Genomic DNA, 23,820 nt, shown 5'->3' with positions numbered 1-23,820 from the left:
ATGCCGGGTCTCGCCTTCATCGACACGCATCACCATTTCCAGGATGTCACCCGGTTCAATTATCCTTGGCTGATGGATCGCACCCGGCGACCGCCGCTGGAAGGCGATCTGGAACCCATACGCCGCAGCTACCTGCCGCCGGATCATGAGCAGGACCTTGCCGGTGCGACGCTTATCCAAAGCGTGCATGTCGAGAATGGCTGGGATCGCCGTGATCCGGTGGGGGAGACGCGGTGGCTGCAAAGCCTGCGGCCTTCGGCGCCCCATCTGGCCGCGATCGTCGCCTATGCCGATCTGGCCGCGCCGGATGTGGACGTCGTGCTGGACGCGCACGAGGCCGCCAGCCCTCTCCTGCGCGGCATCCGGCAAAGCCTGAACTGGCACGTAACCCCGTCGCTCCGCTTCTGTGCCACGCCAGGTCTTATGGACGATGCTGCCTGGCGAAGCGGCTTTGCGCTGTTGCAGCCCCGCGGCCTGAGCTTCGATCTTCAGATCTACTGGCCGCAAATGGCGATGGCGGCACGCCTCGCTGCCGATTTTCCAGACACGACGATCATACTCGATCATATGGGCATGCCCATTGATCGCAGCGCCGACGGTGTCCGATCGTGGCAAAGCGCCCTCCATACACTGGCACAGGCGCCCAATGTTTATGTGAAGTTGTCCGGTTTTGGTCTTGGGGCGCCTCATTGGACTGTGACGGATCTGCTGCCGCTTCTGGATCGCGTGCTGCAGACATTCGGGCCGGCCCGGTGCATGGTCGGCACCAATCTTCCTGTCGATCGTCTGTTTGCGACTGGGTTAACGATACGGGGCGCTATCGCGGCGGCCGTGGCACCGCTGACCGAAAACGAACGCGAAGCGGTTTTGGTAGACACGGCAAAATCGGTCTACCGTATTGAGAATACCGCGCCTCTCGTCAGGACATGATCAGGCCGCCATCGACATTGATGGTCTGGCCGGTGATATAGGCGGCGTCCGCGCCGGCCAGAAAGGCGACCAGGCCCGCGACATCCTCGCCAGTACCCGCGCGGCCCATGGGGATATTCTCCACCCATTCCGCCATCAGCGCACCGGGGGCATAATTGCCCATCAGCTTGCCCCAGGCCTCGTCATTATAGGCCCACATATCGGTCTCAATAATGCCTGGGCAAAAGGCATTGACCGTTATGCCTTCCTTCGCGACTTCTTTGGCAAGGCTTTGCGTGATGCCGATCACGCCGAACTTGCTGGCCGCATAATGCGGCGTGAAAATAAAGCCCTGCCGCGCCTGGCCGGAGGCTGTGTTGATCAATCTCCCGCCGCCGCCATGCTTGCGCATGCGCGCGATCGCCGCCTGGCAGCACAGAAATACCCCCTTGGTATTGACCGCCATCACCCGGTCCCATTCGGCCTCGGTCATTGCCTCGATCCGCGCGATGGTGATGACGCCCGCATTCTGCACCGAGATATCGACGCGGCCGAAATCCGCTTCCGCCAGATCGTAGATCCGCGCGACATCGGCAGCCGATGTCACATCCGCCACGATCGACGTCGCCCGCCCGCCCTCGGCGCGGATGCTCTCCGCCACCGCCGCGACGGACGCCTCATTCGCCGCCACAACCACCGCCGCGCCGTCACGAGCGAAGCGCCGGGCGATGGAAGCGCCGATCCCCCGGCTGCCACCGGTCACAATAGCGACCTTCCCATCCAACGATCCCATCGCTGTCTCTCCCTGTTTTTTCAGTCCTCCGCGGCATCAAGCCGCGCGGCTGTATATTGATCCGTGACCAGAACATCGATGAGCTTGCCGCGCATCGCGCCCAGAATGGCCGCGACCTTGCGCTGCCCGCCCGCCACCGCCACGACGCGCCTGGCGCCGCGCAGCTGATCGAGGCCGATGCCGATCACCCGCTCCTGAAAAGCGGATGGCACCGGCTGGCCATTGCGGTCGAAGAAGTTGAGGCAGATATCGCCCACCGCACCCATGCGGGCGAGTTCCGCCAGTTCGTTGGACGTAAAGACATTGCCGCTGTCGGCCAGAAGCTTGGAGGGCTCCACCGCGCCAATGCCGACCAGTGCGAGGGTAATCTGTGGAAAATAGGCCAGGGTCTCACGCACGAAGGGATCGCCCGTCAGGGCCTTCTGTGCCGCGATGGAACTTGTCACCCCTTGGGTCGGCAAGGGCTGCGGCTGGGCGCCGATCAGCTGCGCCAGACGCCGTGTCAGATTGGTCGCATGCGTCTGCACGCTGGGATCGCCCATGCCGCCCAAAATCTGCACCACGCGGCTTGCCGCCAGCCGCCGCTGCGGATGGATATTCTCGACCGTGTGGAGCAGGGACTCGCTCCAGGAGGAAATGCCCACAATCTCCCCGGCCTGGAGCGTGGTCTCCAGATAGAGCGCCGCCGCCTCGCCCATCCGGCGCAGGATCTGCCCATCACGCTCTTCGGCGCATTCAGCGACAATGACCTCGGTCATGCCGAATTTCCGGCACAGGCTCTCTTCCAGCTCGGGAAAGGTGCCGGACGGCGTATGCACGCTGATCCGCACCACATTCTCCTCCCGCGCCCGGCGCAGCAGGCGAGAGATGGTGGCCTGGGATATGGTCAGCCGCTCGGCGATATCCGACTGCTTCACCTCTTCCAGATAATACATGCGCGCGACGCGGGCGATCAGGCGGAGTTCGTCATTCCGGGGCAAGAGCGGTCCTTCACCAGCATACGAAGCCGCCATCGACCAGAAGATCGACCCCTGTGCAGAAGGATGCGGCGCGACTGGCAAGGAATACGGCGGGTCCGACCAATTCGTCCACTGTCGCCATGCGGCCCAAGGGCGTATCGGCCTCGAACTGCTTCACCTGCTCGGCCACTTCCGGGCGGATATTCATCGGTGTCGCCGTATAGCCGGGGCTGATCGAGTTTACCCTTATGCCGCGGTCGCTCCATTCCATCGCGAGGCTTTTCGAGAGGTGAATGACCGCCGCCTTGGCGCTGTTGTAATGGGCCTGGAGCAAGCCGCGATTGACGATGACGCCGGACATCGACGCGATATTGACGATCGCACCGCGGCGCCTCTTCAGCATGGCGCGGGCTTCCGCCTGGCAGGACAGAAAGATGCCGGTGACGTTCACATCATACATGCGCTGCCACTGCGCCTGTCCCATCTCCTCCGCGGGCGCGGCATTGGCAATGCCGGCGCAATTCAAGCCGATGGAGAGGGGCCCGAGCGCCTCTGCGGCGTCCACGGCCCGCGCCAGATCCTCAGGCGCCGTCACATCCCCGCGCACGGCCACCGCACGGCGCCCAAGCGCCGCAATCCGCGCGACGGTGTCGTCAAGCCCGGTGCTGGAGGCCAGATCGAAACAGGCGACATCGGCGCCGGCTTCGGCCAGGCCCACCGCCAAACGCTGACCGATGCCACTGCCGGCGCCGGTGACCAAAGCCACCTCGCCTTGGAGGGTAAACAGATCCGTCACAGCCGCTTCCTTTTTGTTCTTATGCTGTCGCCAGGGCCATGACGGCGACATTATTGGCCTCCGCCCGGTCAAGGACGCCCATCTGCCGGCCCCGTGCCAGCACCATGACGCGATGGGCAAGGCCGAGCACTTCCTCAAGATCGGAACTCACGACCACAACGGCCATGCCGCTTTCAGCCAGTTCAGCGATCACTTCATAGATTGCGGCACGGGCGCCGACATCGATGCCGCGTGTCGGTTCGTCGAGAATGAACACTTTGGGCGTTCGCGCGACCCACCGTGCGATCACCACCTTCTGCTGATTGCCCCCCGAGAGATAGCGCGCCTGCTGATCGACGCGGCCTTTTACGCCCAGACGCTCGATCATGCGCGTGCCAAAATCCCGGATCTTCGCCGGATCGATCCAGCCGTGCCGGCCCAGCCGGTCCATATTGCCGAGGGCCAGATTGTCCCCCACCGTATGGTCCAGCAGCACGCCCTGGCCTTTGCGGTCCTCGGGCACCAGTACGATGCCGGCATGGATCGCATCCGCCGGGCCGGACAGACGCAATACCGTCTCATCCAGGGAGATCGTTCCCGCGGACACGGGATCGGCCCCGGCAATGGCCCGCACCAGCTCGGTGCGGCCGGCGCCGACAATGCCGGCTATGCCGAAAATCTCGCCTTCCCGCACCGTAAAGCCGATATCGGCAAAGGCACCGGCCGCAGAACACAGGCCCTCGACCTTCAAGACCTCGCGCGGACGCGGCGCGGCGACATGGGGAAAGAGACGATCGATGGAACGCCCCACCATATCCCGCAGCAGCGTCTGCACCGGTACCTGCGCCGTTTCATGCTCGGCGACCCGCCTACCGTCGCGAAGAACGACGATGCGATCGGCGATGCGCGCAATCTCATCCAGCCGATGGCTGATATAGATGAAGGAATAGCCTTGGCGTCGCAGCGCCTCTATTTGCGCGAACAACCGATCGGTCTCGTCACCGCCCAGTGCTGCCGTCGGCTCGTCCAAAATCAGCAGCCGCGCCTTCAGCGTCAGCGCTTTAGCGATCTCGACTTGCTGCTGCGCCGCCACGCGCAGCTGGCGCACGAGCGTATCGGGCGAGATATCGAGCCCCAGACGCTGCAACTGCTCCGAGGCTCGCGCGCGCATCAGCTCCCGATCGATGCGCCCGGCCGTCATCGGCAGGCGGCCGACAAAGACATTTTCGGCAATGGTCAAGTCCGGCAGCAGACGCATCTCCTGATGGATGAGCCCGACGCCATGCGCCATGGCATCGCCGGGCGACGTCGGGGCATAAGGCGCGCCTTCCCACAGCATCGTGCCCGCATCGGGCTTGATGAGTCCCGCGATGATGGCGGAAAGCGTCGATTTCCCCGCACCATTCTCCCCCAGAAGCGCCACAACCTCCCCTGCCCGCACCGTCAGATCGACGTCCTTGAGGACCGTCGTGCCCGCGAAGCTTTTGCTGGCTCCACGCACGGAGAGGCGCACCGCGCGCCCCTCCGCGCCAGAGGGCGATGTCACCGGCAGATCCACCGCTGTTGCGCCCATGGTCTGAGCCCCTTACGGATGCTGCGCGATGAAGGGCGCAACATTGTCCTTCGTCGTCAGCACCGCAGACTGCAGCTGCTCCTTCGGCAAGGTCTTGCCGGCGGCGAGGTCGAGCGCGGAATCGAGCGCCAACCGGCCCATCGCCTGGGTTTTCTGCGTCATGGTCGCGGCAAGCACGCCGTTCTTCACCGCAACCAGTCCGGCGGTATCGCCGTCGAAGCCGACGACGATCACCGGATGATCAAGATTGGCGACCTTGACGGCCTGCGCTGCACCCAAGGCGAGGCCATCGGCACGGCCGAAGAAGATCGAGATGTCAGGATGACGCTGCAACATGTCCTGCGCGATGTTGAAGCCCTCGGCCTGCGACCATTCCTGGCTTGCCTGCTTCGCCACCTGATGGATGCCGGGGCAAGCCGCCATCGCCGCATTGAAGCCGGTATTGCGATCATTCTCCGGCGTGGTGCCGATCTGCCCCTGGATGATCGCGAGCTGGCCCTTGCCGCCCGAGATCTTGCAGACATAGTCGCCAAGCGTATGGGCGGCCGCGACGCTATTGGTGGCGATGAAGGTATCGGCCGGGGCGTCGGGCGCATTGCGGTCGACGGCGACGACCGGGATATGGGCGGCCTGGGCGGCGCGCACCGGCACACCGGCGGCGGTCGCGCCCGCCGGAATATAGATCAGCGCCTTCACGCCGCGCGTGATCAGATCCTGAATCTGATTGACCTGCGTGGCACTATCGCCATGCGCATCGACGACGATAACCTTGACGCCCTTGAGCTTCGCCTCGGCTTCCACCGATTGCTTGATCTGGTTGAAGAAATTGGCCTGGAGATTGGCGACGGCCAGGCCCACGGTCGGCTCGTCCGCGCGGGCGGATGCCGCACCCAGAAGCGGCAGGCCGGTCAGCCCCATCAGGGCCACGGCTGTGAAAGCGGTGGCGAGCAGCTTGGTCTTGAACATGTTTCCCTCGTTCTTGTTTTTATGCAGGCACGTCATCTGCCGGCGCGGCGCCGGCAGGCTTGGTCCGTCAGGTCTCCTTGCGACGGAATTTGTCGATGGTAACGGCCGCGGCGATGACGCAGCCGATGATGACCTGCTGGATAAAGGGTGAGACGCCGACCAGGTTGAGGCCGTTATGCAGCACGCCGATGATGAGAACGCCGACGACGGTGCCACCGATGCCACCGATGCCGCCTGAGAGGCTGGCGCCACCGATGACCACGGCCGCGATGGCGTCTAGCTCGTAGCCGAGGCCGGCGCTCGGCTGAGACGAGTCAAGCCGCGCCGACAGCACCAATCCGGCAAGCCCCGCCAGAACACCCGAGGCGACATAGACCCAGACTGTCAGCGGCTGCACCTTAATGCCCGCGAGACGCGCGACCTCACCATTGCCGCCGATCGCATAAAGGCTGCGGCCGGTCGCGCGATAGCGGAGGAAAATCCAGCCGGCGAGCGCAAGCAGAACAAACATGGCAACGGTCGCCGAGAGGAAGCCGAGATGCCGGATCGTCGCCAGCTGCGTGAACCAGTCGGGGTAGCCGACAACCTGTTCGCCGCCCGTGGTCAGATTGGCCAGGCCTCGCCCGACCGACATCACCGTCAGCGTCGCGATGAAGGGCGGCAGCTTCGCCCGCGTGATGAGCAGGCCATTGACCAGTCCACAGGCACCGCCGGCCAAAAGCGCGATGACCGCCGCAAGTGGATAGGAAATGGCGTAATCTTGCGGCAGCCAGCCGAAGACCATGCAGGAGACGGCCAGAATCGATCCAACGGAAAGGTCGATCCCACCGATGATGATTACGCCGGTCATGCCGAGTGCCAGAATGCCGAGAACCGTTACCTGATCGATGATGTTAAGAAAATTACGTGGCGAGAGAAAGACGTCGCTCGTGACCGAGAACACGATGCCGAGCAGAATGAGGCCAAGGAGCGGTCCTTGGTTACCAGTCAGCAGCCGCGCCAGAAGCATACGCTTGACGGTCGGTGATGCGCTTGTCCGCGCGGTGGTCGAGCTTGACATCGTTCTTCCCTTTACGCGGTCTTGGCCGACCGCGCGCGGTCGACAGCCGCTTTCCATTGCGCGCGTTGGCTCGCGCGATCGGCTTCCGTCATGTTTGGTAGCAGGCTATCGCGCGGCCGGCGCAGCGCGCGGAGCGCCGGCCAGTCCCACACGCCCGCCGTCAGACCCGCCAGATGCGCGACGCCGAGCGCAGATAGCTCAGCCGTTTGCGCGCGGTGGATAACGCAACCCAGCACATCCGCCTGCATCTGCATCAAGGCCCCGTTCGCACTCGGGCCGCCATCGGTGAACAGGTCCGTCACCTGGCCGACGGTCTCGCCGATCACCGCGACCATATCGGCGACCTGATGGACCACCGCCTCCATCGCAGCACGCGCGAGCTGGGGCGGCCCGGTATCAAGGACGAGATTGCTGATCAGCCCGACGGCATCGCGGTCCCACCAAGGGGCGCCCAGGCCGGTAAAGCCGGGCACCAGAACAGCGCCGCGGCTGTCGGAGCGGGCGCCAAGCTCCGTCATCGCCGCCACGCTCATGCCGAGGAGATTGGCCATCCAGCGCAAGGCGGCGCCCGTCGCACGGATATTGCCCTCGGCCGCGAAGGCCGGCCGCTCACCGCCGATCTGCCAACCGATGGTCAGGCAGGCGCCGGCGCCCATTGCATCGGGATGTCCGATCAGCCCCATGACGGAAGACCCCGTGCCATAGGTCGCCTTGATCTGGCCGGGGGCGAAAGCACCCTGCGCGAAAAGCGCCGAATGGGAATCCCCCATCACCGCCAGCACGGGCGTGCCGTCCCGCAGCGGCGCCAGGCCGCGCACGGCGGGGAAAGGCCCGGTGGACGGGGTCAGCCTTGGCAGGGCCGCCCGCGGCACGCCGAACAGCGCCAGCAGATCGTCGTCCCAGCCCGCTTCCGCGACATGTACAAGCTGCGTACGGGCGGCATTGCCGATTTCCGTCATCGGCTCGCCGCCGAAGCGGCTGAGCAGCCAGGCATCGATCGTGCCGATGGCAAGCCTTCCATCCCGCGCGGCGCTGGCCGCGCCGCTATGGTTCTGCAGCAGCCAGGCGGCTTTCACCGCAGAGAACATGGGGTCCAGCGGCAAGCCGCTGCGCGCCCGCACCAGCCGCTCGACCTCTGGACTGCGGAGCGCGTTACATAGCGCTGCCGTGCGCTGATCCTGCCAGCTCAATACAGGCGTGATCGGCTCCCCGGTCAGACGATCCCAGCAGACCACGGATTCCCGCTGCGTGCTGAGCCCCACTGCCACGACCGCATCGGCGTCCTGACCCTCCAGACAAGCCGCCACGGCCTGTTGCAGACTGTGCCAGATGGCGGTCGGGTCCTGTTCCACCCAGCCGGGTCTGGGATGCGTCTCGCTGACCGGCGCATGGCCGCGGGCGCGGATCGCACCGGTGCCGTCCACCAGAATGGCCTTGGTGCCGCTCGTGCCTTGATCAATGGCGAGGAGCATCGGCCGGGTCATGACTTAACCCACCAGTTCCAGGGCGGCGCGCGCGAGACCCGCCGCATTGAGGCCGAAATGGTCGAGGAGGAAGCTGGTGCTGCCGGTGGGCGCCAGATGCGGCACGCCCAGAATGCGCATCGGCACTGGCCTGTTCTGCACCACGCATTCAGCGACGGCCGAACCGAGGCCGCCATGGATGATGGCTTCCTCGGCCGTCACGATGCGCCCCGTTTCCGCCGCCGCCGCAATCACCGCCGCTTCGTCCAGAGGCTGGATCGTCGTCATATTGAGCACGCGCGCTGCCACGCCACGCGCCTGCAGCAGATCCGCGGCGTCCAGCGCCCGGGACACCATGGTGCCGCAGGCAATGATTGTCACATCACCACCCTCGCGCAGGCGGATCGCCTTGCCGAGTTCAAAACCTTGATCGTCAGCGGTGACAGCCGGGACTTTGTAGCGGCCCACCCGCATGAAGACCGGACGATTGGCCGTCGCCGCCCAACGCACAACATCCCGCGTCTGCTTCGGGTCAGCCGGCACGATGATCGTCATCTCGGTCAAAGCACGCATCCAGGCGAAATCTTCGATGGAATGATGCGTCGGTCCCAATTCGCCATAGGACATGCCGGGACTTTGGCCGCAGAGCACGACATGGTAGTTGTTATAGGCGATGTCGGCCTTGATCTGTTCCAGGGCCCGACCGGTCAGGAAGGGCGAGGCACAGCTCACATAGGGCACGAAGCCGCCATTGGCCAAACCGGCTGCCACACCCACCATATTCTGCTCGGCAATGCCGACATTGATCAGACGATCGGGAAATTCCTTTTGGAAAGAATTGAGATTACTTGATCCTACGGAATCATTGCAGACGGCGACGATGCGCGGATCGGTGCGCGCCAATTCGATCAGCGTTTCGGCAAAGCTGGCGCGGCAGTCAAAGGTGGGCGTGCTCGGCGATTCAGTCATGGCATCCATCACGCCGCAAGCTCCTTGAGGGCGAGTTCGACCTGATCCAGCGACGGCACCTTATGATGCCATTCCACCCGGTCCTCGATGAAGGAAACGCCCTTGCCCTTGATCGTATGGGCGATGAGGCAACGCGGCCTGTCCGTGCCACTGGCCGCGAGCGTATCATAGAGCTGGCCGTGATCATGGCCATCGACCTCAATGACCTCCCAGCCAAAGGCACGCCATTTGTCAGCCAGTGGCTCCAGCCGGTTGGTATCTTCCGTGCGCGCACCCTGCTGCAGGCGGTTACGGTCAATAATCGCGGTAAGGTTGGAGAGGCCACGATGGCCGGCAGCCATGGCCGCTTCCCAATTGCTGCCTTCCTGCAGCTCGCCATCGCCGAGGACCACGAAGGTCCGCCAGGAGGCGCCGGCGAGGCGGGAGGCGACGGCGCAGCCGACGCCGATCGGCAAACCATGGCCGAGCGGCCCGGTATTGGCCTCGACGCCCGCCACCTTGCGCCGATTGGGATGGCCGTTGAGTGCTGAGAGCGGCGCCATGAATGTTTTCAGCGCCTCTGCCGGGAAAAAGCCGCGCCGGGCGAGAACGGAATAGAGCGCCGCCGAGCAATGGCCTTTGCTGAGAATAAACCGATCCCGGCCGGCCCAGTTGGGGTCGGCCGGATCAAGCTTGAGGACACCGAAGAAGAGCGTCGTCAGGATGTCGGCGACCGAGAAATCCCCGCCGATATGACCCATTCTGGGGCCATTGATGGTGTGGAGGATCGAGATCCGAATGTCTGCCGCCATGCGGGCAAGCAGAACCTGCCGCTCCGCCGCATCGGCCGCGATGATTGTCGCGCGCAGAGCGGCACCCCGCTCCTGTTCCGAAAGATCCGTCATTTCCGTCCCATCGTCTTCTTGCCGTCAACAGAATATTTATTCAGTATCGTATTTTCATGCATCGTGCCGGAGTGAGGTCGCCCTCGTCAAGGGATATGATGCGTAAGCGGAAGCCGCCGTCGCATTCCCCTCGTCCCATCCATGACAGGCGATACAAGGGCTCCCGGATTGAAGACGCCGTGTTTCGTGACCAGCTGTGACGGATACGGCCGCGCCCTGCATGCTTACGGCCGTGAGTTTCGGGTTACCGGTCCTGGCCCTTACGCCGGCGCAGGCTCAGCAAGCGAAGAACGGAGAACATTAAGATGAATGTCGCATTTCTCGGCCTGGGCGCCATGGGCACCCGCATGGCCGCCAATCTTTTGCAGGCGGGCCATCAGCTCACGGTCTGGAACCGTACAGCCTCAGCCGCTGAGGCGCTCGTGCGGAAGGGCGCGAAACAGGCCGCTACGCCGAAGGAGGCCGCCCAGGGCGCCGAATACGTCATTGCCATGGTCCGGGACGATGAAGCATCGCGCGATGTCTGGCTGCATGAAGAGACGGGGGCGCTCGCCGGCATGGCACACGGCACCGTCGCTATCGAAAGCTCCACCCTGACGCCGGACTGGGTGCGTGCGCTGGATAAGGCCGTGCGCAGCCGCGATCTGGCGTTTCTGGAAGCCCCCGTCTCAGGCTCCCGACCGCAGGCGGAAGCCGGCCAGCTTGTCTATCTGCTCGGTGGTGATGAGGCAACGGCGACCCGCGCCGCGCCGCTTCTGGAAGCAATGGGAAGCACCATCAACCTGACGGGCCCGGTGGGCTGTGGCGCATTAACGAAACTCGCCACCAACGCAATGCTCGGCATCCAGGTCGCGGCCTATGCCGAGATCATCGGCATGCTGCGCGCCGCGGGCGCAGACCCTGCCCGCAGTCTCAAGGCCGTGGCCAGCACCCCGGTCTGGGCGCCGGTCGCGAATTACCTGACAGGCTCGATGCTGTCCGAGAATTTCGCCCCGCAATTCCCCGTCACCCTCATCGACAAGGATTTCCGCTACGCGCTGGAGGTTTCGGGAGGCGCTGAGCGGACGCCGCTGATCGCGGCGGTCCACACCGTCTTTCAGACCGGCATCGACCAGGGCCTGGGCGACCTCAATATGACAAGTGTCGCCAAACTCTATGCTGAGGACGTCAGCAAAAGCTGACCCGGAAACGAAGAGGCCGCATCCCCGTGCGGCCTTATTCCGGCCCCCTTGCCAGACCCGCGAGAAAATCGACGGAATTGGACACGGCGCCGAAAACGCCACCCTGCATTTTGATCATCTTGATCGCATGGTCATGGTTGGCACGATCGGTCGCCGCGCAGCAATCCTCCAGCAGAAGACATTCAAAACCGCGATCATTCGCGTCCCTCATCGTGGTATGGACGCAGACATCGGTCGTGATACCGGTCAGTATCAGATTGCGCACGCCGCGCATGCGCAGCAGCAGCTCAAGGTCGGTCGCATAGAAGCTGCCCTTGCCGGGCTTGTCGATAATGGCCTCCCCCTCCTGCGGGGCCAGCTCGGGGATGATCTCCCAACCCGGCTCTCCACGGATCAGGATGCGCCCACAGGGTCCCGGGTCACCGATGCCGGCGCCGATCTGGCGCGACCGCCACCGCTTGTTGGCGGGCAAATCGGCAAGATCCGGCCGGTGGCCTTCGCGCGTATGGAAGATCGGGTAGTGCTGCGCACGCATGGCGGCAAGCACGCGGCCAATCGGGCCAATCGGCGCCTGCGTCTGGGCGATGTCATAGCCCATGGCATCGACATAGCCGCCCTTGCCGCAGAAATCGGTCTGCATGTCGATGATGATCAGGGCCGTGTCTGCGACCGACATCACACCGTCATAGGGCCAGGTATAAGGATCAGCTTTGATCATGATGGGATTCCATGAGACAGTCATCGCACGCTTGTGTGCTACGGCTTTCCAAGACGTTCAAGCAGGATCTGCGGGGGCGGGTAGGTCTGGGTAGGGCTTTGGATGACGTCTGCGGCTGCGCCAAGAATGGCATCGACCTGGACGAATATGCGGAGATGCAGGCCACGCATCATAGCTAGAAAAAGGTGATCACTTTATCCACCCACTTCTAGTTGTCTGGTCTACGTATCTATTGTTTATATAATCGGCGATCGATTTTTTCTTTCTGCGCGGTGGAGGAACAGAATGGAACCGTCTCAATCAATCAGGCAGCCCGGTGCTCCAGCTGCCGGTCTGGCGGTGGGCCCTTAAGGCAGTCTCGTCTTGACGAGGGAGGAGACGTATGACCGTGTCACATCTATGAAAAATCTACGAGGAAATACTTTTGTCATCCGTGGCGTCTTGCTAGTGTAAGTCATTATAGAGAGGTCTCCAGCGTGTCACTCAAACGGGATGCGGATCGAGGCCAGCCTGACCTATCGGCTTGTGCGCGTGAGCCTATTCATGTGCCCGGCGCCATCCAGGCACACGGGGTATTGATCGCTACTGCCCCGGGCAGCAAAACAATCAGCCATGTCAGCGCAAATTTTGAACACGCCCTGGGGCTGGCGGCGACAGTCGCGCTCGGTCATGGGCTTGATGTTTTGCTCGGCCCAGAAAGCTATGCGGCGATCGAAGCAACACTCACCGGAGAGCATCAGGCTGTTGCCAATCTCCTCAGACTGCAGCTGCCCATCCCTCATCAGCCGCACCGGACGGCCGTTGTGCATCGCTATGGTGGGAGAACGATCGTCGAGCTGGAGCCCGCGCTCGCAGAAGGTGGCTACACCCTTGCTTTGTCCCGCATGCAGACAATCATCGCGAGCCTCCGGCTCTGCGAGACCGTCATGCAGCTTTGCGAGGAGGCGGCCCGGCAGCTGCGGCTGCTGACCGGATATGACCGCGTAATGGTGTACCGGTTTGACGCCGACTGCCATGGCCAGGTCATCACAGAGGCAAAGCGGTCGGATCTCGACCCGTTTCTAGACCTGCGCTATCCGGCATCCGATATCCCGGAGCAGGCGCGGCGCCTCTACCTGCTCCAGCGCGTGCGCTACATAGAGGATGTCGCAGCGCCGGCGGTTCCACTGCTCTCGGACGCAGCCCAGTCCGCCATCGGCGCCCTCGACATGACCTATTGCGGCTGCCGTGCCGTCTCGCCCGTCCATCTCGAATACCTGCGCAATATGAGCGTACGCGGGACCCTCACGATGTCGCTCATACTGGATGACACGCTATGGGGGATGCTCGTCTGCCATCATGCCACCCCGAAAAAGATGTCGGCCGAGTTTCGGGCCTTTTGCGATGTCGTGAGCCAGCTGATGTCGGCGCTGCTGCGCAAGGTCTCGACGGCCGAAGAACTGACGGTGCAGATGAACGACCGGCTCGTCATCGCGCGGATCAGCGAGAATGTCTATTCGGCGGGCGACGTATCCCATGGGCTCTTGCAGCAGCCCGACGCTCTTTTGGGCCTTATGGGCGCGGTGGGCCTGTATTTGCGCTGCGATGGCAAGATCAGCCTGGTCGGGGAGACGCCGCCGGTCGCGGAGGTCGCGGCCATTCTCGCGACCCTCGGCCACCCGCCGACCGGTGGCATCTTCTGCACCGCCGAGGCTGGCATGCCAGGCGAAGCCGCGGCCGCCTGGGCGACCGTGGCGAGCGGCATCATGGTGATGCCCATCAGCAACAAGCCGGGGGACCAACTCGTCTGGTTCCGGTCCGAAGTGGTGCGCACCGTGACCTGGGCCGGCGATCCAAACAAGCCTGTGGAAATCATCGGGCAGAGCGAGCGTATCTCCCCTCGCAAATCCTTCCAGGCCTGGGCCGAGTTGCAGCAGGGCCAGTCTCTCCCCTGGACCGCGTCCAACCTCCATGCCGCGCAGGAGCTGAACCGGGTCATTACCGATGCGCTGCTGCGGCAGGCCGAGGCACGGCTGGCAAAGCTGTCGTCTTTCGATCCACTGACAGGCCTCGTGAACCGTCGCATGATTGATGCCGAAATTGCCCGATGGAGCAATAGCGACGGCACGGGGTCGGCGGCTCTCCTCCTGTTAGACCTTGATCGTTTCAAAGCGATCAACGACTCTCTCGGCCATGAGGCGGGGGACCACCTGCTTCGGCAACTCGCTGAACGTCTGCAGGCCTTGGCACCGACGGGCAGCATTCCCGGGCGTCTCGGCGGCGATGAATTCGTCATTTTCTGGCCGGGCGGCAGCGCGACCGCAGCGGAGGCTTTGGCGCAGGCCCTCGTGCAGGAGTTCAATCAGCCGTTTCTACTGCAGGGGCAGCAGCATTACGCGGCGATCAGCATTGGCATATCCTGCGCTAGGGCGGAGGGTCCGCATGATCTCGCGCGCGAAGCCGATATTGCGATGTATGCGGCGAAGCGCCAGGGCGGCGGCAAGGCTGTCGTTTTCGAGGCTGCCCTGCATGATGCCGCCGTCAGCACGATGCGGATCGAGCAGGATCTCTTCAGAGCCTTGGAAAATGATGAGTTCGAGATCCATTATCAGCCTGTGGTGACGATGCCCGATCGGCGGATCGCCGGGTTCGAGGCGCTGCTGCGTTGGCGTCATCCGACGCGTGGCTGGATTCCACCGGCCGACTTCATTCCGGTGGCCGAGGAAACTGGCCTCATCACCCGTATCGGCGCCTGGGTTCTGGTCGGCGCCATCCAGCAAGCCAAAGCTTGGGCAGCCGAATCACCCGCACTGACTCTCTCCATCAATGTTTCTGCGCGCCAATTGCTGGACGGTCTGCTCAGCACGCTGCTTGCCCAGACGCTGGAGCGCGAGGATGTCGCCCCCCGGTCAATCTGCATCGAGGTCACGGAAAGCGCTCTGATGGATGACCGCGCCGTACAGGAACTGCATAAGTTGAGAGCGCTGAACTTTTCGGTCGCTGTGGACGATTTCGGTACCGGTTATTCCTCTCTCGCCTACTTGCGCGCTTTGCCGGTCAATATGGTGAAGATTGACCGCAACTTCGTGCACGGGCTCGGCACCAACGCCAAAGACGAGAGCCTGTTTCGCGCAATCGTCGATCTCGCCCATACCCTGGACCTGAACACGATTGCCGAAGGTTGCGAGACTGAGGCGGAATGGGACGTCATCCTGGCCTCGGGCTGCGAGATGGTGCAGGGCTGGTTGGTAGGGAAACCTATGCCGGCATCGTCGGTTCCAGGCTTTCTGGCGACCTATCGCGCCGCACACGGTTTGAATGCCAGCTGATGCGTGAATTGGAGACGATCTAGCTCACGCTGTCCGATGGCACCCGCCTCGCCGCCCGGCTCTGGCTACCGGAAAGCACGGGGCCGGCGCCGGACACTCTTGCACGCGCGCCGGCCGCGCTGACGGCGGTGGTGACGACCTGCGCCTCCGACGACCGTTTTGCAGACGACATGCATTACATGGGCGGCTGCCTTCTCAATGATAATTCTCGCGGCGCCGTTAGCACCCGGCGTCTCGGTCTGACGATGGGTCAGACACGCGCGGCGCTTGGCATAGCCGAGTAGCCAGCCCGCAGCACGATGATGGGCTGCATGGATTGGTGGAACCTGAGCGGCCGCAACACGCAGCATAAGGCGGACGGGCCAAGATATTGCGCCAGGGCGCTTGCATCGCGGGAGCGACCGGGGCTATTGGAACGATCCAATTTGATTTGGGACGTCCAGGAGATTGCCATGGTTATGGCGCGGGCCGCCGTCGTTCAACGACCGGGTGTGATCGCCCTTCGCAGCTTTGCGGTGCCCGAGCCCGAGCCTGGCGCCGTCATCCTGAAGATGCGCTATTCTGGCATCTGCGGCACGGACAAGCACACCTTTCTCGGCGAGAGCAAGCAATATGCCGGCACGCCCCATGAGAGGGACATCACCTATCCGCTGATCTGCGGCCATGAGAATGTCGGCGAGGTCGTCGCGACCGGCGGTATGGTGCGGGACAGCGAAGGCGCCGTTCTGCGGCCGGGAGACCGCGTGGTGCCGGGCGCCAATGTCGCCTGCGGCCAATGCCGTTTCTGCCTGAACGGCTATCCCTATTACCTGTGCGAGCATTTGGAAGATTATGGCAACAGCCTCCATTGCGGCCGGCCGCCGCATCTTCTGGGAGGATGGTCCGAATACCTCTACCTGCTGCCGCGCTCCATGCTCTTCCGCGTGCCCGATAACTTGCCGGATCATGTCGCGGTGCTGACGGAGATCATGGCTGTCACCCATGGCGTGGAGAAAGCGCTCTCCCTGCTCAGCCAGTTCGGCGGCACGCCCTTTGGCGGCTCGATTGCCGTGCTCGGCGTCGGGCCGCTTGGTCTTTGCCACCTCATTAAGGCTCGGCTGCTGGGCGCCGCGCAGATCATCGCGACCGACCGCCATGCCGCCCGCCTTGCCATGGCGGAGGAATTCGGCGCGACCTGCACGCTCCAGGTCGGCGCGACCACGATGGACGAGCGCGTGGCGAAGGCGCGAGAGGCGACGCAGGGCTTCGGCCCGGATATCGTGCTCGACTGTTCAGGCGTGCCGGAGAGCTTCGTGGAGGCGCTGCGCATGGTCCGCGTCGGCGGCGTGGTGGTGGAAGCCGGCGCTTTCGTCGACCTCGGGCCCGTACAGATCAACCCCAATTCCGACATCTGCACAAAGAACGTCAGCATCATCGGCATCGGTGGTGAAACCGCCACGTCCTATCTCGCCTCCATGCGCCTGATGGCAGCGAACCTGGACCGCCTTCCCTTCGACCGCATTGTCACGCATCGTATGCCGCTGGAGCGCGCAGATGAAGCCATGGCGATTGCGCAGGCGGGAGAGGCCATGAAAGTCGTATTTGCACCCAATGGCGTTGCGGTCGCTGACTGATGGCAGGAGATAACGCCAAGGAGCAGAAAGCCGCCACGATCCATGACGTGGCACGGCTGGCGGAGGTATCGAAGTCAACCGTCTCCAACGTTATCCGGGACGTATCGGGGGTGAATCCCGAGACGCGGGAGCGCGTGCAGGAGGCAATCCGTGTGCTTGGCTACCGGCCGAATGTCGTTGCCCGCCAGCTCGTGCAGCAACGCACCAGCCTGCTCGGCATTGTCATCGGTGATCTCGGCAACCCGTTCTATGCAGAGATGGCAAAACTCATCGAAAGCTTTGCGACTGCGCATGGCTTCCAGCTCATGTTCTGCAACACTCAGGTTGATGAGAATACCGAGCTGGCCGGCATCCGCAGCCTGATCGAGCATCGGGTGGCGGGGCTTGTCTTCCTGGCCTATGCGGGCGACGCCGAAAGTGCCCGCCAGGCCGTGGGCGCGCAACTGCCGGTCGTGTTTGTCACCTGCGACGCTGACTGGGGCGATGTCGTGGCGGTGGATGATTTCGCCGCCGCGGGCGCGGCGACGCAGCACCTGATCGACCTCGGACACCGCCGCATCGCCTATTTTGCCGATACCGTGCATGAGGCCAGGGCTGAAACTGCGCGCCAGGGCGGTTATGCGCTTGCCCTTCAGACGATGGGGTTGGCCCCCACGGTCCTGCGCTGGCATGACAGGCCGTGGCTTGTGGACACCGTCGACGGCATCCGCAGCATGCAGGCGATCCTGACCGGCCCTGACCGGCCCACTGCGATTTTTGCCGCGAACGATCTGCATGCGGTCGATATTCTGGATGCCGCCGATCAATTCGGCCTCAATGTGCCAAAGGATCTTTCCGTCATTGGCTTCGATGATGTCGCGATCAGCCGTATCGCCCGCATTAGCCTCACGACGATTGCCCAGCCGAAGGAGGCGCTCGCCCGGCTGGCCGTGGATCTCATCACTGGCCGTATCAAAGGCACGGTGAAGGGTCCGCATCAGCGTCATAGTCTGGATTTCACGCTGCTTCAGCGCCGCACAACGGGACCTGGCTCCAGCGGCTGACAGCGGCATGGCTGATACTGCCTTCGGCAACAAAACATTTCCCAGGTCCCGATCTCCATATTGACGTCAAATTCGATATATGGAACGTTCCATTTATTCGTCGGGGGGGATTTCGTGGCTGGAACCGGATCACCGCGCCTGAAGATCGGGCTCATCGGCTGCGGCGTCATTGCGCAAGTGATGCATCTTCCCTTTCTCGCTGAACTGCCCGACCTGTTCGAGGTTGCGGCTGTTTGCGACGTCTCGGCTGATCTCGCAGCGGCCTGCGCCGCTCGCTACCATGTGCCGGTTCATGTCACCACCTGGCAGACGCTGCTCGATCTGCCGCTCGACGCCATTATGATACTAACCCCCGGCAGCCACGCGCCGATCGCCGTCGCGGCGGCGGATGCCGGCAAGCATGTCTTTATCGAAAAGCCGCTCGCCTTTTCTGTGGCCGAAGCGAAAGCCGTGGTCGCTGCCGGAAGGCGCAGCGGTGTTACGATGATGCTTGGCTATAACAAGCGCTACGACCCGGCCTTCCAGGCGCTCCAAGCGGGGCTGGCACAGATGCCGGATCTGCGACTTGCCCGTGTCACCACCTTTGAATCACCTTTTGAGCCTTACATCGCCCATCTTCCGATGCTGCGCGGAACGCCGCCCGCGCCCGCGGTGCTGGCAGCCCTGCGCGAAGATACGGCCGCGCGTCTGGAGGATGCCGTGGGTGGTGATGCCGAGGGCCGCCGCCTCTATCACACCATCCTGCTCGACAGCATGGTGCATGAGCTGAACGGGCTCCGCGCCCTCCTGGGTGAGCCGGATCGGGTCGATCATGCCGATCTGGGTCGCCACGGAGCAACCGTGCTTCTCCGGTTCGGCGAGCGGCGTGCCGTGCTGACCTGGATCGACCTGCCCGGTATGGCCCGCTACGGCATGGAATTCGCCCTCTTCGCGCCGGACCGCCGGCTCACCCTGTCCTTCCCTTCGCCCTATCTGCGCAATGCGGCGGCCGAGCTGGTGGAGGAAAGCGGAATTCCCGGCACCACGGACTCGCAAGCGAGTCGGCGCGTGCTCTCGCATGAAGCAAGCTTCAAGACAGAACTGCTGCATTTCCACGATTGCATCACGCGCGGCACAGCGCCGCACACGCCGGTCACCGACGGACTGGCCGATATCCGTCTCTGCACGGCCATTCTGGAAAGCCATCGCAGCGGTCGCCCCGTTATCCTCCGCGATAGCATGGGAGATATCGCATGACCGTCGCGGCCCCGCGCATCGTCATCGCCAATGCCCCCGTGAGCTTCGGTGCTTTTGAAGTGACCGTCGGCATCGACGCCAATACGCCAGACCCGCTAGCGGTTCTCGACACGGTCGCCGATGCCGGCTACCGCGGTATCGATCTTGGCCCCGTCGGCTATTTCGGGGAAGGGGCGGTGCTGGCAGAACGCCTTGCGGCGCGTGGTCTGGGCCTATCCGGGGCCTATCTGGAACTGCCCTATAGCGACCCCGTCGCACTACGGGAGATGCAGCCCGCGCTTGACGCACTTCTTGACTCACTTGATGCCGTTAAAGGCGTTGGAATCTTGCCCCCGCGGCCGACGCTCGGTGATTTCAGCACGCTGGCGCGCCGCGCCCGTCCTGGCCAGGCTGTCACGGACCGCAGCCTGGGCCTGGATGATGCCGGATTCGCCCGCTTCGTTGCAGGCGTCGAGCGCACAGCGGATTACTGCCGCCAGCGCGGCTATGAACCAACGTTTCATAATGAGACCGGCACCTTCATCGAGGCACCGTGGGAGATCGAACGTATGCTCGACCATACCAGTGTCAGTCTTTGCCTCGACACGGGCCATCTCATCATCGGTGGCGGCGATCCTGTCACTGCGCTGCGTGACTGGGGTACCAGGATCAACCATCTTCATCTGAAAGATGCGCGACGCGAGGCGATCGCCGGCATCGTGCGCGATGCCGCTCCCGCCGAAGCCATTTGGGAACGAGGGGCGTTCTGCGCCCTCGGCCTGGGTGATGTGCCGCTTGATGCTGTACTGGCCCTTGTCGCGCAGAGCTTCAGCGGATGGCTTGTGGTCGAGCAGGATATCCTGCCCGATCCGGCCGGCATTGCGGCGCCCGCGGCAGATCAGCGCGCCAACCTTGCCTTTCTCCGTGCGCGCGGGTTCTGAACGTGGCCCGTGTGTCCTTCGAGCATGTCTGGCGCCGCTTCGGCCCGCATGTCGCCGTGCGGGACCTCTCCCTTGATATCGCCGATGGCGATTTTCTTGTCCTGCTCGGTGCCTCGGGCTGCGGCAAGACAACATCGCTGCGCATGCTGGCCGGACTCGAGGAGCCGTCCGAAGGCCAGATTCGGATTGACGGGCGCGTGGTCAACAATGTGCCGCCCGGCGAGCGCGACGTCGCGATGGTCTTCCAGTCCTACGCGCTGTTTCCGCACATGACGGTCGAAGGCAATCTTGCCTTCGGTCCACGCATGCGGCGGGAAAACAAGGCAGCAACGCGGGCCAAACTTGCCGAAGTATCTGAAACCCTTGGCTTGACGCCACTGCTCGGCCGTCGCCCGGCCGAACTTTCAGGCGGCCAAAGGCAGCGCGTCGCGCTCGGCCGGGCCCTGCTTCGGGAGCCCAAGCTGTTCCTGATGGATGAGCCCCTGTCCAATCTTGATGCCGCTCTGCGTGGCCAGATGCGGACAGAAATCGTCTCCCTGCACAGACGCCTCGGCATCACCACCGTCTATGTCACGCATGATCAGGTCGAGGCCATGACGATGGCGACCCGCATCGCGATCATGTTTGAAGGTCAGCTGCATCAGGCTGGAACTCCGGCAGCGATCTTTGACGATCCGGTCAATCTGCGCGTTGCCACATTCATCGGTGCGCCACGCATGAATATCGTCGAAGGCCAAATCTTCGTGACCGATGGCGGGACATCTGTCGCTTGCCTTGGCAATCTCTTTCCGCTTGCGGAGGGTCTGCGTTGTAGCGTGTCGAGCAAAAAGTCGGTGAAGATCGGCATTCGGCCGAGCGACATCGCCTTTACCGCCCCTTATCCCGGCGCCGCGGGCTTCATCGGCACGGTGGAATTTCTGGAACCCATGGGGAGCGAGACTTTTGCGACGCTGCGCTGCGGCACCCAGGTCATCACGGCCCGCGCACCAGGCCGCACGCCCCTGACGCTTGGCGAAGCGGTGACGCTCTATCCCGATCGCCGCTTCTTCTATGCCTTCGATGCCGACGACGGCAGAGCGCTGATTGATCGGTCGACTTTTGGGTGCGCTGAGCCTGTTGCGCGCCGCCTCCCTGCCTGAACTGAAGAGACCAGACGAAGACCCAAGCATCCTTTCACACAACGGAGTCGCCGTGACATGCCCAAAACCGGACTGCGCCGACTGACTCTCGCCATGCTCGCCTCTTCCGCGCTCATCGGGACCGCGGCCCACGCACAAGCGCAAAGCAAGACGGTCGTGACCCTCGCCTATGGGTCAGAATATGTCTTTGACACCAACGATTTCGCCAAGAAATGGTACGACGACGTCAAAGCAGAATTTGAAAAGAAATACCCCGAGGCAGAGGTCAAGCTTGTGCCGATCCCGGGCGGCTACAGCGATATCATCAACAAGCTCAGCCTGTTGTATCGGTCCCACAGCACCGCGCCCGATGTCGCTCAATTGCCCACACCCGCGCTCGGTCAGTTTCAGTCGGCGGGCTGGTTGCTGCCGATTGATGATGAGCTGGCCACTGCCAGCTGGTGGAAGGAATTCCCCGATGCCATCAAGGCGGAGGGACAATTCGATGGCAAGATTTACGCCGTCAGCACTGGCGAGAATGACAGCCAGCTTTACTATAACAAGGCGATGTTCAAGAAAGCGGGGCTGCCGGAGGATTGGCAACCCAAGACCTGGGATGACATCCTGAGTGCCGCCCGCGCCATCAAAGCGAAAATACCGGGTGTGGTGCCGCTTTGGCTGAATGTCGGCACAAGCTCGGGCGATAATGGGCTGCTGCAGGGCACCGGCAATCTTCTCAATGGGTCAAGCGACGCCACGATCCAGGATGCGAGTGGGAAATGGGTTGTGGACAGCAAAGGCCTGCGCGAGGTGCTGACCTTCGTTAAGACCATGTATAATGAAGGTCTGGGTGACACTCTCAGCGATCTGTTCTCGCCCTCCGCGGTCACCGTACCATTGACACTGTTTCAGTCGGGAAAGCTCGCTATCGCCGTCGGCTCCAACTATTACGGCGGCAATTGGACGAAGACGATCTGCTCGCCCTGCTGGGCTGAAGCACCGCAAACGATAGGCGTCGTTGCCATACCGACCGTGACGGGCGCAGCGCCAGGCGCCGCCACAACACTCGGCGGCTGGGATCTCGCGGTGAGTTCGACAACACAGCACAAGGATTACGCCTGGAAACTCCTCGATGTCATGGAGGGAGAGCAGAACCAGATCGATGCCGCCAACTGGGCAGGCTTTGTGCCAGCGGCGCAAAGCTACACCAAGGCTGCCGCCTTCGTCGATTTCGCGCCACCCTACAACGCTGTCTCGGCGGCAGTGCTGCCCTATGGCAAGCTGACGCCTGCCAAGGCGGAATACGAGGTCTGGTCCCATGCCTTGCAACAGGCAACCGGTAATCTCGCCCAGCATGCCGATATGACGGTCGATCAGGCGATCGCCGCCATGAAGTCCTATGTCTCCGATCAGCTCGGGGCGGACCAGGTGGCGACCCGCTGACTGGGGTGAGGCCGGGGGCGCAGAGATGATGGCGTCGCGCAAGCATGTGGACGGAATTGGGTTGCTGCTGCTCACCCCGGCAGCACTCCTGCTTCTTCTGCTTTTCCTGGCGCCGGTCGCCTATGCCTTCTACCTCGGCCTCACCAACGTGACTCTCGCCGGTATCCACGCCGAACGCTACTGGTTCACAGGTGCGGCCAATCTGCGGCGGCTGTGGCATGATACGAGCTTCTGGCAGTCGCTCTGGCTGACCGCGGTCTTTCTCTTCGGTGCCTCTGTTGTCGGTGTCACGCTTGTGGGACTGGGACTGGCGGTGCTGATGCAGCATGCCCAGGTCTTCTGGCAGCGTCTGGCCGGGGCGGTCGCCATCCTGGCCTGGATGCTGCCTCCCGTCACGGCTGCACTGATCTGGTACGCGTTCAGCACCACGGGCGGCACACTGAGCCTCCTCGCAGGCGGCCGCGCCGACCCGCTTGACGATCATCCCATGCTAATCATCATCCTCGCCAATATCTGGGCGACGGCCGGCTTTTCCATGATGGTTCTAGGCGGGGCATTGCGCGGCATCTCCCGCGAGGTTCTGGAGGCCGCGCGCATGGAGAACGCGTCACGGGTGCAGACCTTTGTCTTCATTACTTTGCCGCTCATGCGGCGAGCGCTGGTAACGAATCTCCTGCTGGTGACACTCATCATTCTTGCCAACTATGCTCTGACATACATCATGACGGCAGGGGGCCCCAATGATGCTACCAATATCCTGCCGATCTATGCTTACCAGCAGGGCTTTACCTTCAACAACCTCGGCTATGGTGCCTTGATCGGTGACGTCCTGGTGCTGATCGCGACCGCCTTCGCCTATCTCTATGTCCGCGCCGTCAGGCAAGGGTGA

20 protein-coding genes are annotated in these 23,820 nt (G+C 63.2%); 10 read left to right on the top strand and 10 right to left on the bottom strand.

The window, feature by feature from the left end:
* The gene (locus AC3G7M_RS20350; RefSeq protein WP_489216433.1) at positions 1 to 930 is read left to right on the top strand and encodes an amidohydrolase family protein; all 930 of its coding nucleotides are present in this window, start codon (positions 1 to 3) and stop codon (positions 928 to 930) included.
* On the opposite strand, the gene AC3G7M_RS20345 is transcribed toward AC3G7M_RS20350, so the two are convergent.
* The 9 genes from AC3G7M_RS20345 to AC3G7M_RS20305 form a co-directional block, all read right to left on the bottom strand.
* Positions 920 to 1,702 carry an SDR family oxidoreductase gene (locus AC3G7M_RS20345; RefSeq protein WP_489216432.1) on the bottom strand — a complete coding sequence of 261 codons (783 nt, stop codon included), beginning with the start codon at positions 1,700 to 1,702 and terminating at the stop codon, positions 920 to 922. The genes AC3G7M_RS20350 and AC3G7M_RS20345 overlap by 11 nt on opposite strands.
* Positions 1,703 to 1,722: 20 nt before the next feature.
* Positions 1,723 to 2,682 (bottom strand): sugar-binding transcriptional regulator, encoded by a 960-nt coding sequence (locus tag AC3G7M_RS20340; RefSeq protein ID WP_489216430.1) that lies wholly within the window; start codon positions 2,680 to 2,682, stop codon positions 1,723 to 1,725.
* 10 nt (positions 2,683 to 2,692) lie between these two features.
* On the bottom strand, positions 2,693 to 3,508 hold the full coding sequence (locus tag AC3G7M_RS20335; protein WP_489216428.1) for an SDR family oxidoreductase: 816 nt from the start codon (positions 3,506 to 3,508) through the stop codon (positions 2,693 to 2,695).
* Positions 3,477 to 5,009, bottom strand: a complete 1,533-nt coding sequence (locus tag AC3G7M_RS20330) for a sugar ABC transporter ATP-binding protein (protein ID WP_489216426.1) — start codon at positions 5,007 to 5,009, stop codon at positions 3,477 to 3,479. Before AC3G7M_RS20330 ends, AC3G7M_RS20335 begins: the two co-directional genes overlap by 32 nt.
* A 12-nt stretch (positions 5,010 to 5,021) precedes the next feature.
* On the bottom strand, positions 5,022 to 5,975 hold the full coding sequence (locus AC3G7M_RS20325; RefSeq protein ID WP_489216424.1) for a sugar ABC transporter substrate-binding protein: 954 nt from the start codon (positions 5,973 to 5,975) through the stop codon (positions 5,022 to 5,024).
* Positions 5,976 to 6,042: 67 nt separating this feature from the next.
* Complete coding sequence (locus AC3G7M_RS20320) at positions 6,043 to 7,035, bottom strand: ABC transporter permease (RefSeq protein ID WP_489216422.1); 993 nt, start codon at positions 7,033 to 7,035, stop codon at positions 6,043 to 6,045.
* An 11-nt stretch (positions 7,036 to 7,046) separates the two neighbouring features.
* Positions 7,047 to 8,519 (bottom strand): FGGY-family carbohydrate kinase, encoded by a 1,473-nt coding sequence (locus AC3G7M_RS20315; protein ID WP_489216420.1) that lies wholly within the window; start codon positions 8,517 to 8,519, stop codon positions 7,047 to 7,049.
* A gap of 3 nt (positions 8,520 to 8,522) precedes the next feature.
* Positions 8,523 to 9,467 carry a transketolase family protein gene (locus tag AC3G7M_RS20310; RefSeq protein WP_489217128.1) on the bottom strand — a complete coding sequence of 315 codons (945 nt, stop codon included), beginning with the start codon at positions 9,465 to 9,467 and terminating at the stop codon, positions 8,523 to 8,525.
* Positions 9,468 to 9,475: 8 nt separating this feature from the next.
* Positions 9,476 to 10,351: a transketolase gene (locus AC3G7M_RS20305; protein ID WP_489216418.1), complete on the bottom strand. Its 876-nt coding sequence runs from the start codon at positions 10,349 to 10,351 to the stop codon at positions 9,476 to 9,478.
* A gap of 305 nt (positions 10,352 to 10,656) precedes the next feature.
* Between AC3G7M_RS20305 and AC3G7M_RS20300 the strand changes: the two genes are divergently transcribed.
* Positions 10,657 to 11,532 (top strand): NAD(P)-dependent oxidoreductase, encoded by an 876-nt coding sequence (locus AC3G7M_RS20300; RefSeq protein WP_489216416.1) that lies wholly within the window; start codon positions 10,657 to 10,659, stop codon positions 11,530 to 11,532.
* A gap of 34 nt (positions 11,533 to 11,566) precedes the next feature.
* On the opposite strand, the gene biuH is transcribed toward AC3G7M_RS20300, so the two are convergent.
* The gene (biuH, locus tag AC3G7M_RS20295; protein ID WP_489216414.1) at positions 11,567 to 12,250 is read right to left on the bottom strand and encodes a biuret amidohydrolase; all 684 of its coding nucleotides are present in this window, start codon (positions 12,248 to 12,250) and stop codon (positions 11,567 to 11,569) included.
* 476 nt (positions 12,251 to 12,726) lie between these two features.
* Between biuH and AC3G7M_RS20290 the strand changes: the two genes are divergently transcribed.
* The 8 genes from AC3G7M_RS20290 to AC3G7M_RS20255 all read left to right on the top strand — a co-directional run bounded on the left by AC3G7M_RS20290 (position 12,727) and on the right by AC3G7M_RS20255 (position 23,820).
* Positions 12,727 to 15,558: a bifunctional diguanylate cyclase/phosphodiesterase gene (locus tag AC3G7M_RS20290; RefSeq protein WP_489216412.1), complete on the top strand. Its 2,832-nt coding sequence runs from the start codon at positions 12,727 to 12,729 to the stop codon at positions 15,556 to 15,558.
* 452 nt (positions 15,559 to 16,010) lie between these two features.
* Positions 16,011 to 17,171: a zinc-dependent alcohol dehydrogenase gene (locus tag AC3G7M_RS20285; protein WP_489216410.1), complete on the top strand. Its 1,161-nt coding sequence runs from the start codon at positions 16,011 to 16,013 to the stop codon at positions 17,169 to 17,171.
* On the top strand, positions 17,171 to 18,214 hold the full coding sequence (locus tag AC3G7M_RS20280) for a LacI family DNA-binding transcriptional regulator (RefSeq protein ID WP_489216408.1): 1,044 nt from the start codon (positions 17,171 to 17,173) through the stop codon (positions 18,212 to 18,214). The genes AC3G7M_RS20285 and AC3G7M_RS20280 overlap by 1 nt, the downstream gene beginning before the upstream one ends.
* A gap of 114 nt (positions 18,215 to 18,328) precedes the next feature.
* On the top strand, positions 18,329 to 19,450 hold the full coding sequence (locus AC3G7M_RS20275) for a Gfo/Idh/MocA family protein (protein WP_489216406.1): 1,122 nt from the start codon (positions 18,329 to 18,331) through the stop codon (positions 19,448 to 19,450).
* Positions 19,447 to 20,370, top strand: coding sequence for a sugar phosphate isomerase/epimerase family protein (locus AC3G7M_RS20270; RefSeq protein ID WP_489216404.1), 924 nt, complete (start codon positions 19,447 to 19,449; stop codon positions 20,368 to 20,370). The genes AC3G7M_RS20275 and AC3G7M_RS20270 overlap by 4 nt, the downstream gene beginning before the upstream one ends.
* Positions 20,371 to 20,372: 2 nt before the next feature.
* The gene (locus tag AC3G7M_RS20265) at positions 20,373 to 21,509 is read left to right on the top strand and encodes an ABC transporter ATP-binding protein (RefSeq protein WP_489216402.1); all 1,137 of its coding nucleotides are present in this window, start codon (positions 20,373 to 20,375) and stop codon (positions 21,507 to 21,509) included.
* 57 nt (positions 21,510 to 21,566) lie between these two features.
* The gene (locus tag AC3G7M_RS20260) at positions 21,567 to 22,931 is read left to right on the top strand and encodes an extracellular solute-binding protein (RefSeq protein WP_489216400.1); all 1,365 of its coding nucleotides are present in this window, start codon (positions 21,567 to 21,569) and stop codon (positions 22,929 to 22,931) included.
* A gap of 25 nt (positions 22,932 to 22,956) precedes the next feature.
* The gene (locus AC3G7M_RS20255) at positions 22,957 to 23,820 is read left to right on the top strand and encodes a carbohydrate ABC transporter permease (protein ID WP_489216398.1); all 864 of its coding nucleotides are present in this window, start codon (positions 22,957 to 22,959) and stop codon (positions 23,818 to 23,820) included.

Source organism: Acidisoma sibiricum (genome assembly GCF_057837225.1).
This window is presented reverse-complemented; position numbering and strand designations above follow the sequence as displayed.